Origin of the sequence: Staphylococcus pragensis (genome assembly GCF_004785665.1) — a bacterium.
Classification (GTDB): domain Bacteria; phylum Bacillota; class Bacilli; order Staphylococcales; family Staphylococcaceae; genus Staphylococcus; species Staphylococcus pragensis.
This window is the reverse complement of the sequence record NZ_SRPJ01000001.1, coordinates 472,027-488,296: the sequence shown is the minus strand read 5'-3', so window position 1 is coordinate 488,296 and position 16,270 is coordinate 472,027. Positions and strand designations below refer to the sequence as shown.

The window sequence follows — 16,270 nt, the reverse complement described above, 5'->3', positions numbered from 1 at the left end:
AAAAAGACTTTCCTCCCTATATACTGGGACGAAAGTCTTTCCGTGGTACCACCCAAATTTATGTGTTATAAAGTATAACTATGCTCTATACTTTATGTGACATACACTTGTTTTACGTTAGTAACGAAGACGCACTCCGACTTAAATCTCTTTAAGTAACCAAAAAGATGAAAGTAATTAACGAGAATTGGAGTAAGTTGCAGTCACGCTTACTCTCCCTGAACAATTCTCTTTGTTAATTAAAGTCTTTTTATCGGTTCATCATTCAATTTTATATGTTAAATTAGTTATCTTAAAAATTGTTTACATCTAAGTATAGCCGATTTTAAATCCTATGGTCAACCTTTCAAATGGTAAAGTAAAATACTACCTGCAATAGCCACATTCAAACTTTCTGCCTTACCATAAATTGGGATAATTAGATTTTGCGATGTTTGATCTAATAATTCTTTATTAACCCCTTCACCCTCGTTACCTAAAAGCAAGGCAAAGCTTTCTTGAGAGGACACTTCTTTAAATGGGACTGCATTTTCAAGGGCTGTACCATAAACTGGGCCATCAAATTGATTAATAAATGTTCTTAAATCTTCACTAATAACTGGAATGTGGAAGACGCTGCCTTGACTAGAACGTAATACTTTATCTTGGTATGGATCCGCTGTACCTTTCTCCATAACGATCAAATCAATACCTGCAGCGTCAGCCGTACGAATTAGCGTGCCTAAGTTGCCTGGATCTTGAATACGGTCGATAAGCAACACTTGTTTAGCTTGAGCGATATCATATTCTGACTTCTCAATAATTGCAAAGAAGCCTTGAGGCGTAATTGTACCAGATAAAGATTCAGCCACTTTCATATTAATTTCATATGTTTCTTCTGCATAATCTAAAAGTGCACTATTCGTTCTATCTGGCTCAATGACAAATAATTGTTTAATCGTGATACCACTTTGATAAGCTTCTTCAATTAAATGGATACCTTCGATTAATGCTTGGCCTGTTTTATCGCGCTCACGTTTCTTTTTTAACTTATTTGCATTTTTAATTTTACTATTTTGCGCAGACGTAATTTGTTCCATATTTTAATCTCCATTTTCAAGAGTAATTTATTAAGTATTATCTATATTGTAAGTCATCATTTCTCTTATTTAAATAAAAATGAGCCTGTCACATTTAAAAATGTCACAGACTCATTCAATCATATTATTAGTCGATTATTTAGAAACGACTTCTTCACCGTTGTAAGAACCACAGTTTTTACATACGCGGTGAGATAATTTGTATTCGCCACAACTTGGGCATTCAGTCATACCAGGTACTGAAATTTTGAAGTGCGTACGACGTTTGTTTTTTCTAGTTTTAGACGTTCTTCTTTTTGGTACTGCCATGATATATCCTCCTTAATATTAAAACACGTAATCTTAAGTGTTTAGGTCATTAAATTATTATACAATAATTTGAAACAACCCGCTATTACTCTTTATCATATAATTGTTGTAATTTTTGAAGCCTAGGATCAACTTGTCTAGTCTGGGATTCGTCATTGTCTTTTTCTTTTTCAAGTTCGATCATTTGATCTTCGTCAATAACTTCCCAACCGTTACCTTCTGTAAGCATTTGATCACTATTCTCAGAAAATGCACGCATTGGTTTCTCAATGATAACCAATTCTTCAACAATGTTTCGGATATTAATCATACCGTCAGTAGCAAGATGATAATGTTCATCTTCTTCTACCTCTTCATCGGTATAATTATCATAACCTTCTAAATCAAATATCTCAGATGTACGCACATCTAACGGAACTTCAACTGGTACTAACGTACGTGCACAAGGCATAGTGTATGTTCCTGTTACATGCAAATCTGCGATAACTTCATTTGATTTAACGGATAATTCACCTTCAACATTGATTTCTGATAAATCAATCAAACCTAAGGGTTCTATTAAATGTTCAAAATTAGCCGTTTGATTAAACTCAAATGGCTTACCTTGATATTTTCTTAATTGCGTTATTGACCATTTCATATGGCTTCACCTCTAACAAACACAAAATTTATTTTAACTTTACTAGTATAAGTTGTCAAGATTTTTTCTTAACAACCTATCATCTGTTACAATACTAATAATGAATACTGAAAGGATGAAATGCAAATGAAAAGCGTTGGACTCATTACTGAATATAATCCATTTCATAATGGACATTTTTATCATGCCCAACAAGCTAAGCTACAGTCCAACGCTGATGTGAGCATTGCTATTATGAGTGGCAATTTTGTCATGCGAGGCGAACCTGCATTTTATAATAAATTTGTCCGCACTCAAATGGCTCTTTCAGGTGTAGATCTTGTTGTAGAGTTACCTACTATTGCCACCCTTTCTTCGAGTGATTATTTCGCTCAATTAGGTATTAAAGTTGCTGATTATTTAAATATAGACGCTATTGCTTTTGGTAGTGAAATTGCTGATATTACCCGTCTTGAAAATGTGGCAACAAATATTTCTGAATTAGAACAGTCGCCACATTTTCAAAAATTAATAAAAGAAGGCCATAGTTACGCTAAAATTATTCATGAGTTAATTGAAGATCAAGATATATTACAGACGCCGAATAATATATTGGGTGTGGCATATTTAAAAGCTATCTCTCAATTTGCCCCTACTATTCAAGGAATAGCGATTCAGCGCGTATCTTCAGCCCATCATGATAAAGCTATTAAGCATGAAATATTTGCGAGTGGCTCATCAATTCGACAATCCATATTAAATGAAAACAATAACTGGAAAACTGTCGTACCTTCAGAAATAAAAAATTTGTATGGTAAACCTCACTTATTAAAAGAAGATACATTTCAAATGATTAAATATAATTTATTGAGTCGTTCTGCCGAAGAATTATCAACGATTTATACTATGTCAGAAGGGTTAGAACACCGCTTAAAAGCACACATACAAGAAGCAAGCAACTTTGAAACGTTTATGTCTTTAATTAAAACGAAACGGTTTACTTATACGCATTTACAACGTGTACTCATGCAAATATTACTTAATGTAACTAAAGACGATTATAATAGCGGCATTAATAGTGTACGAATATTAGGAATGAACCAAACTGGCCAACAATATTTAAAATATTTAAAATCTCAATTTCCAGAAAGACAATTCGTTACTAATGTAAACAAAAAAACTGCTCATTTATTTAAAAATGAAATTAAGGCAACACAAATATATAATTTACTGTCTGGACAAACTGCCCACGATTTTAACACACCTGTGATTAGACAAAAATAAGAGCGAGACCTCGAAATTACTTTACTTAATGAAATTTCGGCGTTTCGCTCTTTTATAAATTAAACTTTAAGATTTTACTTATTAAATTTTTCTTTCAAGGCTTTTTCCACATTTGGCGGTACAAAATCTGAAATATCAGCTTTATATTGTGCTACTTCTTTCACAACACTCGAGCTAATAAATGAATAATTTGTACTCGTCATCATGTACATTGTTTCTACCTTATTATTTAATTTTTTATTCATTGAAGTTAAACGCAACTCATACTCAAAGTCGCTAACAGCTCTTAAACCACGAATAATTGTCTGAGCTCCAATTTGATCACAGAAATCTACTAATAATCCATTGAAGTTATGTACTTCTACATTAGATAAATGTTTTACAGATTCACGAATTAACGCCATGCGTTCTTCAACGCTAAATGTACCAGCTTTACTGCTATTTTTTAACACACAGACATGTAATTCATCAAATCGTTCTGCACTTCTTTCAATGATATCTAAGTGACCATTTGTAATTGGATCGAAACTACCCGGGATGACCGCTTTTGTTTTAGCCATTTTGCTCTCCTTTTTCTAGTAACAAAGTATCTGTTAACCCATAGTGATATTGCTTAATCACTTGGAAACCTTTGGTGTCGATATCTTCTTGGTTGCTAAACTCACAAACGATGATACCACTTTCTTTTAATAAATTAAACTCTGCAATTTGTTCTAACGCTTTATCAATTAATCCTTTATTGTAAGGAGGATCTAAGAAGATATAATCAAATTGGATCTCACGTTTGTTTAACGCTTTTAATGCACGGTCTGCATTATTCTTATATACTTCTGATTGCTCCGTTAAATTAAGTTGTTTCAAATTGGCTTGAATCACTTTAACTGCTTTAAAGTTTTGATCTACAAAGATCACTTTATCCATGCCACGAGACAAGCCTTCGATACCTAAAGCACCGCTTCCAGCAAACAAATCCAGTCCTAGGCCATGAACATCGTGTAAACTGTTAAAGATTCCCTCTTTGACCTTATCCATTGTCGGACGTGTGTTTCGTCCTTCTAAACTTTCCAACGGTTTACTTTTATGCTTACCTGCAATAACTCTCATTCTGACTTACACTTCCATTTCCTTAAGTTATTTAATATAATTTGTTTTGAAAAAGGAGAATGATCACGCTATGAAACAATCATTTATCGTCTTAGGCGAAGGTCTAACCGATTTATTCGAATTTTTAACATTAATTGAATATAATCATACTCGAATCGACAAAATTGTCTATTTCCACTCACCTCAAACATCTAAGCAATTATCTTCTGTCGCTATCATTATGCAACCAACTACTGGTCAGCATTTCCAAGCTATGTACATCATGCTCAATGCTTTGAAGTATCCTTACCCAGACCATAATAAAAAATTTCAACTTATTAATGCACATGCAAACAAATATAATGTACCTGTGTTAGGTATTGACGTACAACCGCCAGAAGCTTTCCACTCCCACGATTTATACTTTAAATACTTAATTAGCGTGCTTAGATTACAAAATTGGATACCACCGATGCAATAACTATGCAGAAGCTAAAAAGACTAAATGCAATGATATCTCAATTACAACGGGACATTCACTTTCCGTTTTACGCTTTATAACATTTCATGTTTCTCTTTTTCATATGTTTTTTTCAAATATTTATAAGGTGACCCATCAATGTTGAGCACATATTTTAATTTCATTAATTTATGAACAACTCTATCTGCATCTTGTTCATTGACATATAATACAACATACTTGCGTTGCTTATTTGTATAAACAATATGACCATATTTCCGAATTTGACGTTCGTGTTTAATATGCTTTAGATAAACAATTAAACTCACTCTCGAAACTAATTCCATATCATACTCACTCCATTTTTTATGCATATTAACTATACCACGACTAAATATTTTATAAAATATTTAAAAACAGTTCATTCCAAGGTATTGAACAACATGGCTTAAAAACATCACTTTACTTTTGAATAAGAATATTTTTTGGTACGCTAAGTGCAATAACCTATAGGAGGAACGACTTATGATAAGTAAGAAGAGATGGGCTTTAAATTTAAGTTTAGCAAGTGCTGGTTTATTAGGCAGTCTATTTTTTATTAATAAAAGTAAAGAAGTGACAACGAATAAGCAAATTCCAAAGTTCTTTGATGGACAAGCACCGTATATCTTTGCACATAGAGGCGGTATGGCTGTGCGTCCAGAACAAACACAATTAGCTTTTGATAATGCAGTCGCTCATGGTTTAGACGGCTTTGAAACAGATGTCCGACTTACTAAAGATGAAGAATTAATAGTCTTCCATGACGCTACAGTAGACCGTACTACAAACGGCTCTGGCAAAGTCAGTGAGCATACTTTAGCAGAATTAAAACGTTTAGATGCCGGTTATCACTTTACAGATATTAATGGTGCGCATCCATATCGTGGACATGAACATGCAAAAATTTTAACATTCGATGAATTATTAAATATGTATCCTGAAAAGTATATTAATGTAGATTTAAAAGACGCGCCTAATAGTTACGAAGGCTCTGTTGCGCCAAATAAAATGTATGAAATTATTGTTAAAAATAATGCCCAACATCGTGTACTTGTAACAAGCTTCCATAAAGCGCAAAATGATCGTTTTAGAGCAATCAGTAAGAATGACGTTGCAATTGGAGCGAGCCAACAAGAAGTAGCTGAAGGTTTTGTAAAATTTAATACAGGTTTAGGTCACACTTACCAACCTGTCGCTGATACTTTCCAAATGCCATTAAAATTCAAAGGTATCCCTTTAACTTCACAACGTTTTATTCAATGGCTTAATTTACTGAATATCGTTCCAGGTTATTACGGTGTAAATAGTACGGATTTAATGAGCGATTTATATGCTAAAGGCGCACACACACTCGTTACAGATCGCCCGGACCTAGGTAAACAATTTAAATCTACTTTAATGAATACAACTAAATAATTTAGAATCAAAAAAAGTGAGACATAGTAGATGTCATAATACATCTGCCATGTCTCACTTTTATATATTATAAGCTACAATTGCATGTGCCTCCTGTAGCACATCCGTTGTGATCCGTTTTAAAGAAAGGATTACCAGCTTCAATTTTCACATTTTCAGAAACAGAAAAAGCAATTTTACTTACTACTTCATCAATTAAATTTTGTAAGGCAACTTCTTTAGATTTGTAATCCATGACCACAGGTAACATTTCGTAAGCACGTTTACGGCGACGCGTATCCATCATGACATTTTGATAATCTGGATGATACTTTCCAAATCGCATCACTTCATCATATTTCATTTTAGATTTTAAAAACGCTTGATACATTAAATGTGCCTCATCCTCATGATTTAATCTCTCTTGAGCTTCTCTATAATCATAATATAGTTCAGATTGTACAATCATATCTGATAACACATCTATATCATCTAAAATCGACATTGTTTCTTCAGTGTACATTAGTAAATGAGCCTCCTTTCTATAGATTATCTATAAAAACGCCATACTATTTCTCAACAAAGATAAGTGAATAATAATTTTTCATTACTTCTCCACCCATTTCATTATACTTCTTATTTAATATCCTTGAACGATGCATATCTGAATTCATCCAACTGTGAATAAGCGTTGGCACGTCATCAAAGTCGTAACCTACGTTTTGACTCGTTGATTTAAAATCAATACCCTCGTTATCAAGTTGACTTTTCAATGCTTCTTCTGTGAATTCGACATCTTCTTTACTTGTCGCTTCATATAAATTCATAGCGGCAATATGCGCGATATCTGCATTAACGGCTAAAGGTTTAATATCTTTTAATTTACGCATTTCATTTGTAATTTCATATAATGTCATGAGTTGATTTGGATTTTGTTCATACGGTAATTTACCTGCATCTTCCTCGTTTAATTCACCACCAACATCATTAGTTTCAGTGTCATCTTGTTCACTAGCTAATTGATACGGTTTTAAGAAAGCTAAGGCTTCTTTATCCAAATAACGTACGCCCATAATACGATTTGATTGTTGATCTACATAGATTTGTGCGTAAATCTTACCATACTTAATTAAAGCTTGCGTTTTAATATCTTCATCCGACAATTCAAATTTATACTCTTTACCATTGACTTTAAATGAGGGATCAGGATTGATACTTGTATTTTCGAAAATGTGAGAGGCACTTTCGTTGATTTTTAAAGAATCAATTTTAGCTTTTTGACCAGTAGCATAAACCGATTTGATTTTATCGTTTTTCGTTGAAACTATGTAATATTGTTGATCTCTTTTAAAGATATAGTTTGTATAATTATCTTTATAAGGATAAACACGATTAGCTTGACCAAATTTATTTGTAAGGTAATGAATATCTTGGCCAATCCAAGTTCCTACTCCTTCTTTAGGTGCTGGATTTTCAGTTTCCGTTTGTGAATGAGGCGTTTTTTCTGTACGAGTCGTGTTTGTAGATTTATTAGGATTTTCTAATACATCAAATTTTAACCGTGGTGAGTAAAATAAATATATTAAAAAAACTACTAAAAATATCACGCCTAAAACTTTAATAATTAATTTTGCCATCTTTCACCCACCTATTTTGAATTATATCTATTGTACAAAATATCTAATTTAACAATCAAGATATCTATATCACACAGAAAACTTAAAATACTCAAAGTAGTTTATACCTATTTTACAAACACATTAAACGCGATTAGATTATTAATTTTTAAAAATTTTCATCATTTTAACTATTTAACAATATAATTTTAAAACAGTGCCATTATTATATAAAAAACCCTTCAAAGCTTTCATTTTTCAACGTCTACTTTGAAGGGTACATCTTAAATTTTATCTATGCGCTTATTTACTTATAAACCAAGTGTTGCTTTAATTAATGAAGTTGTTTCCCCACCTGGATAAAAGACATAAAGTAATAAGTATACAACCACACCAGTGATGGCTGTAAAGAACCAAATAACTGACGCTACAGGTCCTGCTTTTCTGTGCCAATTAAATTTATCCTTAAATGCAGTGATAATTTGTATTAATCCTAATACTCCTCCAATTGTAGCAAGGTTAATGTGGAATATTAAGAAAATTTTATAATACGTTCTTACAGAATCAGGACCACCAAAATCGGTATTCCCTAAGAATATTGTTCGCGTTGCGTAAATAATAAAGAATGTTAATGCAAAGCCTGCTGCCCATAACATTGTTTTTTTGTGCTTATCAATATGACGATGCCAGATTTGCCACCAGCCGATTGCCACGAGAATAGCACTAATAACAATACAACTTGTACTAATCGTTGGTAGAATTGGTAAATTCATAAGTTTCATCCTTAGTTACTTTAATAATTTTAAATCATTTTAATTAACGAAACGACCACAACTAAAACAAAAAAGACTACTAAATAATTTAGTGAATAAATAAACATTTTTGTTGCCCATTTAGTTTGATCAGTATTTTTCTTGAATGTTGTTAGGCCTACATAAATCCAACCAAGATTTAATAACGTCGCTAACACGACAAAAGTAGTGCCTAAACTTGATAATAAGAATGGTAATGGAAGTAATAAAACTAACCAAATAAACATGCTTACTCTCGTACGTTTGAAACCTTTAACTGATGGTAACATTGGAATATTAGCTAATGAGTACTCATCACTACGTTTAATTGCTAATGCATAGAAATGAATTGGTTGCCAACAAAAAACAACCAAGAATAATGCAATTGCAGCTAAACTAATATTTCCATCAATAGCAACCCAGCCAATTAATGGAGGTACTGCCCCAGGGAAACTTCCCACTACTGTATTCCAAGTTGTATGTCTTTTAGACCATATAGAATAATAAGACACATAACCTACAATGCCGATAAGGCCTAATACACCTGATGGTACATTTAATAAGAATAAGCAAGCCTCTCCTACTAACATCATACCGAAACTTAATAATAATAAGTGTTTATCTGAAATTCTATCATTTACTGTCGGTCTATTTTGCTTGCTTGGCATAATACTATCGATATCTTGGTCATAGTAATTATTTAATGCACAAGCGCCACCCATAATTAATGTCGAACCAATCAACATTAAAAGAATTTGAGGTATTGACGATAGGAAGGAATGATTTGTCATCACAACCGCCAACCAAGCACCAGCAAATGCAGGAATTAAATTACCTTGAACTAAACCCATTTTAATAATTTGCTGTAATTCTTTAAAACTCACACGGTCAGAGTGTTGTGATAAAGTTTGTTCTTTACTCATGGTCCCCCTCCTTAATTTTTCCATATAGTACTATGATATAGTAATTATTAATAAATGACTAGTTTATATGAAATTAAATTGTGACACTTTAACGACATTATATGTGAGTAATTTTTTGTTACTATGTAATGTTGTATAATTGATTTGATATTATGAATCTAAAAATATAGACATTAAATCAGGCTATGTTATCGTATAATGATTAGCATTGAAATTCCTGAATTAATGATGGGGTGTTTAACATTGTTTAATAAACGAAACCTTAAATGGTTATCAGTATTAGCCACAATTATTATGGCAATGGTACAACTTGGTGGTGCACTGGTAACTAAGACGGGTTCTGAAGATGGTTGTGGTTCCTCATGGCCACTATGTCATGGTGCCTTACTACCTCAGAACTTGCCAATCGCTACTATTATTGAATTAAGCCATCGTGCTGTATCCGGCATTTCATTAATTATAGTTCTATGGCTTGCCATAACGGCTTGGAAAAGAATCGGGTATATCAAAGAAGTTAAACCATTAGCAGTGATAAGTGTTGCCTTTTTATTAGTTCAAGCATTAATTGGTGCAGCTGCAGTAATCTGGCAACAAAACTCTTATGTTTTAGCGCTTCACTTCGGCATCTCACTTATAAGTTTCTCTTCTGTATTCGTCTTAATGCTCATTATTTTCGAAGTAGATAAGAAATATGAAGCCGATGAGTTATTCATTAAAAAGCCATTAAGAACACTTTCATGGATAATGACAGTGATTGTTTATCTCACTATTTATACAGGCGCATTAGTTAGACATGCGAAAGCAAGTTTAGCATATGGTGCATGGCCATTACCTTTTGATGATATTATCCCGCATACTGAACAAGACTGGGTACAATTCGCTCATCGTGGTATGGCATTTATCACTTTCTTTTGGATTATGATTACTTTCATTCATGCCGTAAAGAATTACTCAGAGAATCGTACAATTAGATACGGTTATACAGCTGCATTTATTTTAATCATTATCCAAGTTGTAACTGGTGCACTCTCCGTTATAACGCATGTTAACTTAATTATCGCATTAATCCATGCATTATGTATTACTATTCTATTTGGTTTAATCGCTTACTTTATTTTACTTATGCTTCGATCAATTAGAAGCGATCGTCGAATAAAATAATAATAAAAGAAGCCTTGGACATTATATTAAATGTCCAAGGCTTTTTTACATTTAGGCTACTGCTAACTGAATTGAAGTGTACTGCACCCCATAACGTTAGACTAAGAAATCTAACGTTATGGGGTGCACATCAAAGCTACGTTTGTACTAAGCTTTTTTCAATTCTAGTTAGTCTTGCCGGGGAGCGAGTCTCCCAAACATAGAGATTATTCATAAGGAAAGTCTAAAGTTCGGGGCTCCAGGACAGAGAATTTCATTAAGAAATTCCACCAACAAAGCAAGCTGGGGTTGGATGACGGAATTACTTAAATTTCTATCCCTCTGTTTTTTCAATTTCTATTAATAAGTCACCTGTAGCAATTGCGTCACCATTAACTACTGTAACTTTCTTGATAACACCATTGAATGGTGCTTGAATTGTAGTTTCCATCTTCATTGCTTCTGTAATAAGCAGTGGTTGATTCATTTTCACTTCATCGCCAACAGCCACTTTTACTTCCGTTACAGAACCAGGCATTTGAGCCCCGATATGATTTGGATTTGCTTTATCTGCTTTAGGTTTCACATTCGCATTGGTTTTAATATTTTCATCTTTAATATTAATGCGACGTGCTTGACCATTCATCACATAATACAATGTACGGTTACCTTTTTCATCAGGTTCACTAATCGTTTCTAATTTAATAATTAATCGTTTACCTGTATCAATTTCAATTTCTACTGTTTCACCGTTACGCATACCAAAGAAGAATGTTGGAGTATCCAAGAGTGACAAATTACCGTATTGTTGTTTCGTTTGAATGTATTGATCAAATACCTTTGGATACAATACGTAACTAATGATATCTTGTTCAGTAACTTCACCATATTCTTTTTCATTAAGCTCTTGTCTAATCGCTTCAAAGTCTACTGGTTCTAAGTATTCCCCAGGACGTTCAGTTAATGGCTGTTGCCCTTTTAAAATAACATCTTGTAATTTTTTATTAAATCCATTAACCGGTTGACCAATATCACCTTTAAAGTATGAAACAACAGATTCAGGGAAATCTAATTTATAACCTTGCTCGATAACTGCTTGTTCATCCAAATCATTTTGTACCATATAAAGTGCCATGTCGCCCACTACTTTAGATGATGGCGTTACTTTGACTATATCTCCAAATAAGAAGTTAACGCGACGGTACATGTCTTTAACTTCATTGAAGCGATTTCCTAATCCTAAACTTTTAGCTTGTTGACCTAAGTTAGAATACTGACCACCTGGCATTTCGTGTTGATAAATTTCTGTATTAGGCGATTTAATATCACTTTCAAAGTCGCTATAGTATGGACGAACATTCCCCCAGTAATGGCTAAGCTCTTCAAGTCCTTTAATATCCGTACGCATATTTCGACTAAAGCCATTTAATGCATAATATAAAGAGTTTGCACTTGGCTGACTTGTTAAACCACTCATTGAAGCAATCGCTGTATCGATAATGTCTACGCCCGCATCGATAGCTTCTTTATAAATTAATAAACCATTACCGCTTGTATCATGCGTATGCAAATGAATTGGTAAGTCAACTGCAGCTTTTAATTCTCCAATTAGTTCATAAGCTGCTTTAGGTTTTAATAAGCCGGCCATATCTTTTATTGCCAAAATGTGGAACCCTTCGCGCTCAAGTTCTCTAGCTAAATTAACATAGTATTCTAATGTAAATACGTTTGAACGCTCTGGATTTAAAATATCACCAGTATAACAAATCGCACCCTCTGAAATTTTACCAGCTTTTTGTACCGCTTCATTTGCAACTTTCATCTGGTCAACCCAGTTTAATGAGTCGAAAATTCTAAAGACATCTACGCCTGCTTTTGCACTTTCAGCTACAAACTTTTCGATGACATTATCAGCATAGTTTTTATAACCTACTGCATTTGAGGCACGTAATAACATTTGGAACAACACATTTGGAATAGCAGCTCTTAATCTTTCTAAACGTTCCCATGGGTTTTCTTTTAAGAAGTTATAGGCAACATCAAATGTTGCACCGCCCCACATTTCTAATGAAAAGCTATCTTTAAAAACTTCAGCTGTTTTAGAAGCAATATTCATCATATCTTTCGTACGAACTCGCGTAGCCAATAAAGATTGATGAGCATCACGGAAAGTCGTATCTGTGATTAAAACATCCTCTTGTGCGCGTACCCAATCTGCTACTGCTTTAGGCCCTTTATCATCAAGTAATTGCTTTGTTCCATTCAATTGGGCAATTTTATTATGAGAAATACGAGGAATAGACGCAGCTTCATAATCTGGTTTCTCACGTTTTTCTACATTTGGGAAACCATTAATCGTAACATTTCCAATATACTCTAATGTTTTTGTACCACGGTCTAATGTTGGTGCAATTTTAAATAGTTCCGGTGTTTCCTCAATGAATTTAGTTGTATAATCGCCACTACGGAATTTTTCATTTCGCATTACATTAACCAAGAATGGAATATTCGTTTTAACTCCACGAATACGCATTTCTCTTAAAGAACGTTCCATTTTTTCTTCTGCTTGTTTAAAAGTCACAGCATGCGTAGATAATTTCACTAATAATGAATCATAATAAGGTGAAATTTCAGCACCTTGGAAACCGTCACCTGCATCTAAACGTACACCGAAGCCACCACTTGAGCGATAAGCAATAATTGTGCCAGAATCAGGCATGAAATCATTAGTTGGATCTTCAGTTGTAATTCGACATTGAATGGCATAGCCTAATGTTTGTATCTCTTCTTGTTTAGGCATTGCAATGCGTTCATCAAATAAATTTGCACCATCGGCAACTAATATTTGAGTCTTCACAATATCAATACCAGTAATCATTTCAGTGATAGTGTGTTCTACTTGGACACGAGGATTTACTTCGATAAAGAAGAACTCATCTCCAGAAACAAGGAATTCTACAGTACCTGCATTGACATATTTAATATTGTTCATTAATTTTAAGGCTGCTTCACATATACGTTCTCTTAATGCATTAGAAAGGCCTACTGATGGTGCTACCTCTACAACTTTCTGGTGACGACGTTGCACTGAACAATCTCGTTCATATAAATGTACAATGTTACCATATTCATCACCGATAATTTGAACTTCAATATGTTTAGGATTATCAATGTATCTTTCAATATAAACTTCACTATTACCGAATGATTTAGCTGCTTCAGATTTAGCACGGTTAAAGGCATCTTCTAACTCACTTTCCTCTCGAACGATACGCATTCCTTTACCGCCGCCACCACTAGTTGCTTTAATCATAAGTGGGAAACCAGCTTCATGAGCAAAGCTTTTCGCAGCTTCGAAGTTTTCGATTGGACCATCTGTACCTGGAATAACTGGTAAATCTGCTTTAATAGCAGTCGTTCTCGCCTTAACTTTATCTCCAAACATATCTAAATGTTCAAGATGAGGTCCAATGAATATTATGCCTTCCTCTTTACAACGATGCGCAAAGTGCTCATTCTCACTAAGGAAACCATAACCCGGATGAATCGCATCTACACCAGCATGTTTAGCTACTTCAATAATACGTTCAATATTTAAGTAACTTTCTGCCGGTCCTAAATCTTTCCCCACTAAGTAAGATTCATCGGCTTTATATCTATGTAATGAATTCTTATCTTCATTAGAATAAATGGCTACTGTTTGAATATCTAATTCTGTTGCTGCTCTGAAAATTCTAATTGCAATTTCACCACGATTGGCTACTAATAACTTTTTTATATGTTTCAAAGAATGAACACCCCTTTATAGTTTGAAAATTCTAACTAATTAGATAATAAGATTTTATACTAAAATAATTTAGAAAGCTATTTATTTTTTCAAATTAAGATTTCACTAAACTAGTGCGTTTTACTTATCATAATTACAAATGAATAACTAAATATTATTGTAATTAATAACTTTATGTTATCATTTTCTAAATATAACTTCTACTTAGATAAGGCTACTTTCATAAATATTCACATAAATGTAAAAAACCTTTACAAGATTGAATAAGGTCATCAATCTTATAAAGGTTAAAGTTCATTTAATTTAATTATATTGTCTCGGAATATCGACCTTTTGTTTTTTAGTTTTCATAGCCCGATTTTCATCAATTTTAATTTGTTTAGCTACAAGTAGTAGTAGACCCATTGCTATACTTAAACTTAACATCGATGATCCACCAAAACTAATAAATGGTAGAGGCACACCTGTTAAAGGAATAGTAGCTGAAATACCACCTAAGTTTACGAAGGTTTGACTTCCTATGTAACTTGCTACACCTACACAAATAAGTTTATAGAAATAAGAAGGTGTCTTTGCTGCTAAAACAAACGCACGGTAAACGATAAAGAATAATAAACCAATTACTAATAAACCACCTAGTAAACCAAGTTCTTCACAAATTACTACAAATATAAAGTCCGTATGCGCTTCTGGTAGATACCCAAGTTTCATAATACTATTTCCTAAGCCACGGCCAAAGAGGCCGCCATTACCGATAGCCATTAGTGAGTTTGACAGATGATAACCCGTACCTGATTCTGAATCAAACGGATTTAATAATACACTAAAACGTGCTTTTAAATAATGAGGCATTAAACCAGTTACAAGTGCTAATCCCGCCACCACTATAAAACTAACAACCACTAATAAAAACGGTTTTAAAAACTTTTGAACGCCTATACCAACGAAGATAAACATAGCAAATACAATGATTAAGATAAGCATAGTTTGTCCAATATCGCGTTGGAATAATACCATACCAACACATACGATGATTAAAATAATAGGTTGTTTTATCAGACCAACCTTTTCTCTAACTTGAGGCAATTTTCTACTAATAACATAAGAGATATATAGTATTAAAGCGATTTTTAATAATTCAGAAGCTTGTAGGTTCATAAAGCCTAAGTTAATCCAACTTTTTGATCCGTTAATATTTTTACCAATGATTAAAGTAAGGAATAAGAGCGCAAATATGATAGACATAATCCACATTTGTACTTTAATTTGTTGGAATACTTTAATATTAAGCATAAACGCTATAAAGAAAACGACTATAAAACTCATAATTACATAAATAAGTTGTCTATTGTAAAAATATGTTCCAGACACTTCAATACCGCCTGTTAATGTTCCTTTTGTAGCAGCCACCATACTTGCGCTGTACACCATCACAAGACCAATTAAACATAAAACCACATATGTAATTAATAATGGATAATCGATAAACTTAGCCATTCTACCTATGTATCGAAAAAAATTTTTTAAGTTATTCATAAAAATGATCATCCAATTCTAAAATTTTAAAATATCTATGTTCATTGAAATTAATTTCATAACAAAAACTGTCTCAACTATTATATACTTTACACTTACTGTTTCACAAACATTAACTAAAACAAAGTATATAACTATCTAAAATGCAAAATGACTGAAAATATTATTATCATAATATTTCAGCCACAATCATACGCTATATCATA

The 16,270-nt window shown here is 33.1% G+C and carries 16 protein-coding genes; 4 read left to right on the top strand and 12 right to left on the bottom strand.

Annotated elements, in window-relative coordinates:
- Nucleotides 1–338 precede the first annotated feature (338 nt).
- The 3 genes from E2558_RS02500 to E2558_RS02485 form a co-directional block, all read right to left on the bottom strand.
- Nucleotides 339–1,079 (bottom strand): TrmH family RNA methyltransferase, encoded by a 741-nt coding sequence (locus E2558_RS02500; RefSeq protein WP_126565398.1) that lies wholly within the window; start codon nt 1,077–1,079, stop codon nt 339–341.
- A gap of 135 nt (nt 1,080–1,214) precedes the next feature.
- On the bottom strand, nt 1,215–1,388 hold the full coding sequence (gene rpmF, locus E2558_RS02495) for a 50S ribosomal protein L32 (RefSeq protein ID WP_002435373.1): 174 nt from the start codon (nt 1,386–1,388) through the stop codon (nt 1,215–1,217).
- An 85-nt stretch (nt 1,389–1,473) separates the two neighbouring features.
- Nucleotides 1,474–2,028, bottom strand: coding sequence for a YceD family protein (locus E2558_RS02485; RefSeq protein ID WP_126565397.1), 555 nt, complete (start codon nt 2,026–2,028; stop codon nt 1,474–1,476).
- Between the two features lie 126 nt (nt 2,029–2,154).
- Between E2558_RS02485 and E2558_RS02480 the strand changes: the two genes are divergently transcribed.
- Nucleotides 2,155–3,291 carry a nucleotidyltransferase gene (locus E2558_RS02480; RefSeq protein ID WP_126565396.1) on the top strand — a complete coding sequence of 379 codons (1,137 nt, stop codon included), beginning with the start codon at nt 2,155–2,157 and terminating at the stop codon, nt 3,289–3,291.
- Between the two features lie 74 nt (nt 3,292–3,365).
- On the opposite strand, the gene coaD is transcribed toward E2558_RS02480, so the two are convergent.
- On the bottom strand, nt 3,366–3,851 hold the full coding sequence (coaD, locus tag E2558_RS02475) for a pantetheine-phosphate adenylyltransferase (protein WP_103329203.1): 486 nt from the start codon (nt 3,849–3,851) through the stop codon (nt 3,366–3,368).
- Entirely contained in the window at nt 3,844–4,395 is a 552-nt protein-coding gene (gene rsmD, locus E2558_RS02470; protein ID WP_126565395.1) for a 16S rRNA (guanine(966)-N(2))-methyltransferase RsmD, read from the bottom strand. The genes coaD and rsmD overlap by 8 nt, the downstream gene beginning before the upstream one ends.
- 70 nt (nt 4,396–4,465) lie before the next feature.
- On the opposite strand from rsmD, the gene E2558_RS02465 reads away from it, so the two are divergent.
- Nucleotides 4,466–4,855 carry a DUF7147 family protein gene (locus E2558_RS02465; RefSeq protein ID WP_126565394.1) on the top strand — a complete coding sequence of 130 codons (390 nt, stop codon included), beginning with the start codon at nt 4,466–4,468 and terminating at the stop codon, nt 4,853–4,855.
- 74 nt (nt 4,856–4,929) lie between these two features.
- On the opposite strand, the gene E2558_RS02460 is transcribed toward E2558_RS02465, so the two are convergent.
- Nucleotides 4,930–5,181 carry a DUF2129 domain-containing protein gene (locus E2558_RS02460; protein ID WP_126565393.1) on the bottom strand — a complete coding sequence of 84 codons (252 nt, stop codon included), beginning with the start codon at nt 5,179–5,181 and terminating at the stop codon, nt 4,930–4,932.
- A gap of 178 nt (nt 5,182–5,359) precedes the next feature.
- On the opposite strand from E2558_RS02460, the gene E2558_RS02455 reads away from it, so the two are divergent.
- Nucleotides 5,360–6,292: a glycerophosphodiester phosphodiesterase family protein gene (locus E2558_RS02455; protein WP_126565392.1), complete on the top strand. Its 933-nt coding sequence runs from the start codon at nt 5,360–5,362 to the stop codon at nt 6,290–6,292.
- A 67-nt stretch (nt 6,293–6,359) separates the two neighbouring features.
- Here E2558_RS02455 and E2558_RS02450 read toward each other — a convergent pair whose 3' ends face one another.
- The 4 genes from E2558_RS02450 to cyoE form a co-directional block, all read right to left on the bottom strand.
- The gene (locus E2558_RS02450) at nt 6,360–6,794 is read right to left on the bottom strand and encodes a YlbF/YmcA family competence regulator (RefSeq protein WP_126565391.1); all 435 of its coding nucleotides are present in this window, start codon (nt 6,792–6,794) and stop codon (nt 6,360–6,362) included.
- Nucleotides 6,795–6,840: 46 nt separating this feature from the next.
- The gene (locus E2558_RS02445; RefSeq protein ID WP_126565390.1) at nt 6,841–7,908 is read right to left on the bottom strand and encodes a CAP-associated domain-containing protein; all 1,068 of its coding nucleotides are present in this window, start codon (nt 7,906–7,908) and stop codon (nt 6,841–6,843) included.
- Between the two features lie 290 nt (nt 7,909–8,198).
- A complete protein-coding gene (locus E2558_RS02440; RefSeq protein ID WP_126565389.1) occupies nt 8,199–8,660 on the bottom strand; it encodes a DUF420 domain-containing protein in 462 nt (153 codons plus the stop codon).
- A gap of 29 nt (nt 8,661–8,689) precedes the next feature.
- Nucleotides 8,690–9,601, bottom strand: a complete 912-nt coding sequence (gene cyoE, locus E2558_RS02435) for a heme o synthase (protein WP_126565388.1) — start codon at nt 9,599–9,601, stop codon at nt 8,690–8,692.
- Nucleotides 9,602–9,844: 243 nt separating this feature from the next.
- On the opposite strand from cyoE, the gene E2558_RS02430 reads away from it, so the two are divergent.
- Nucleotides 9,845–10,762 carry a COX15/CtaA family protein gene (locus tag E2558_RS02430; RefSeq protein WP_126565387.1) on the top strand — a complete coding sequence of 306 codons (918 nt, stop codon included), beginning with the start codon at nt 9,845–9,847 and terminating at the stop codon, nt 10,760–10,762.
- Between the two features lie 313 nt (nt 10,763–11,075).
- Here E2558_RS02430 and E2558_RS02425 read toward each other — a convergent pair whose 3' ends face one another.
- Complete coding sequence (locus E2558_RS02425) at nt 11,076–14,528, bottom strand: pyruvate carboxylase (RefSeq protein WP_126565386.1); 3,453 nt, start codon at nt 14,526–14,528, stop codon at nt 11,076–11,078.
- 303 nt (nt 14,529–14,831) lie between these two features.
- Nucleotides 14,832–16,064: a cell division peptidoglycan polymerase FtsW gene (ftsW, locus tag E2558_RS02420; protein WP_126565385.1), complete on the bottom strand. Its 1,233-nt coding sequence runs from the start codon at nt 16,062–16,064 to the stop codon at nt 14,832–14,834.
- Between the last annotated feature and the right edge of the window lie 206 nt (nt 16,065–16,270).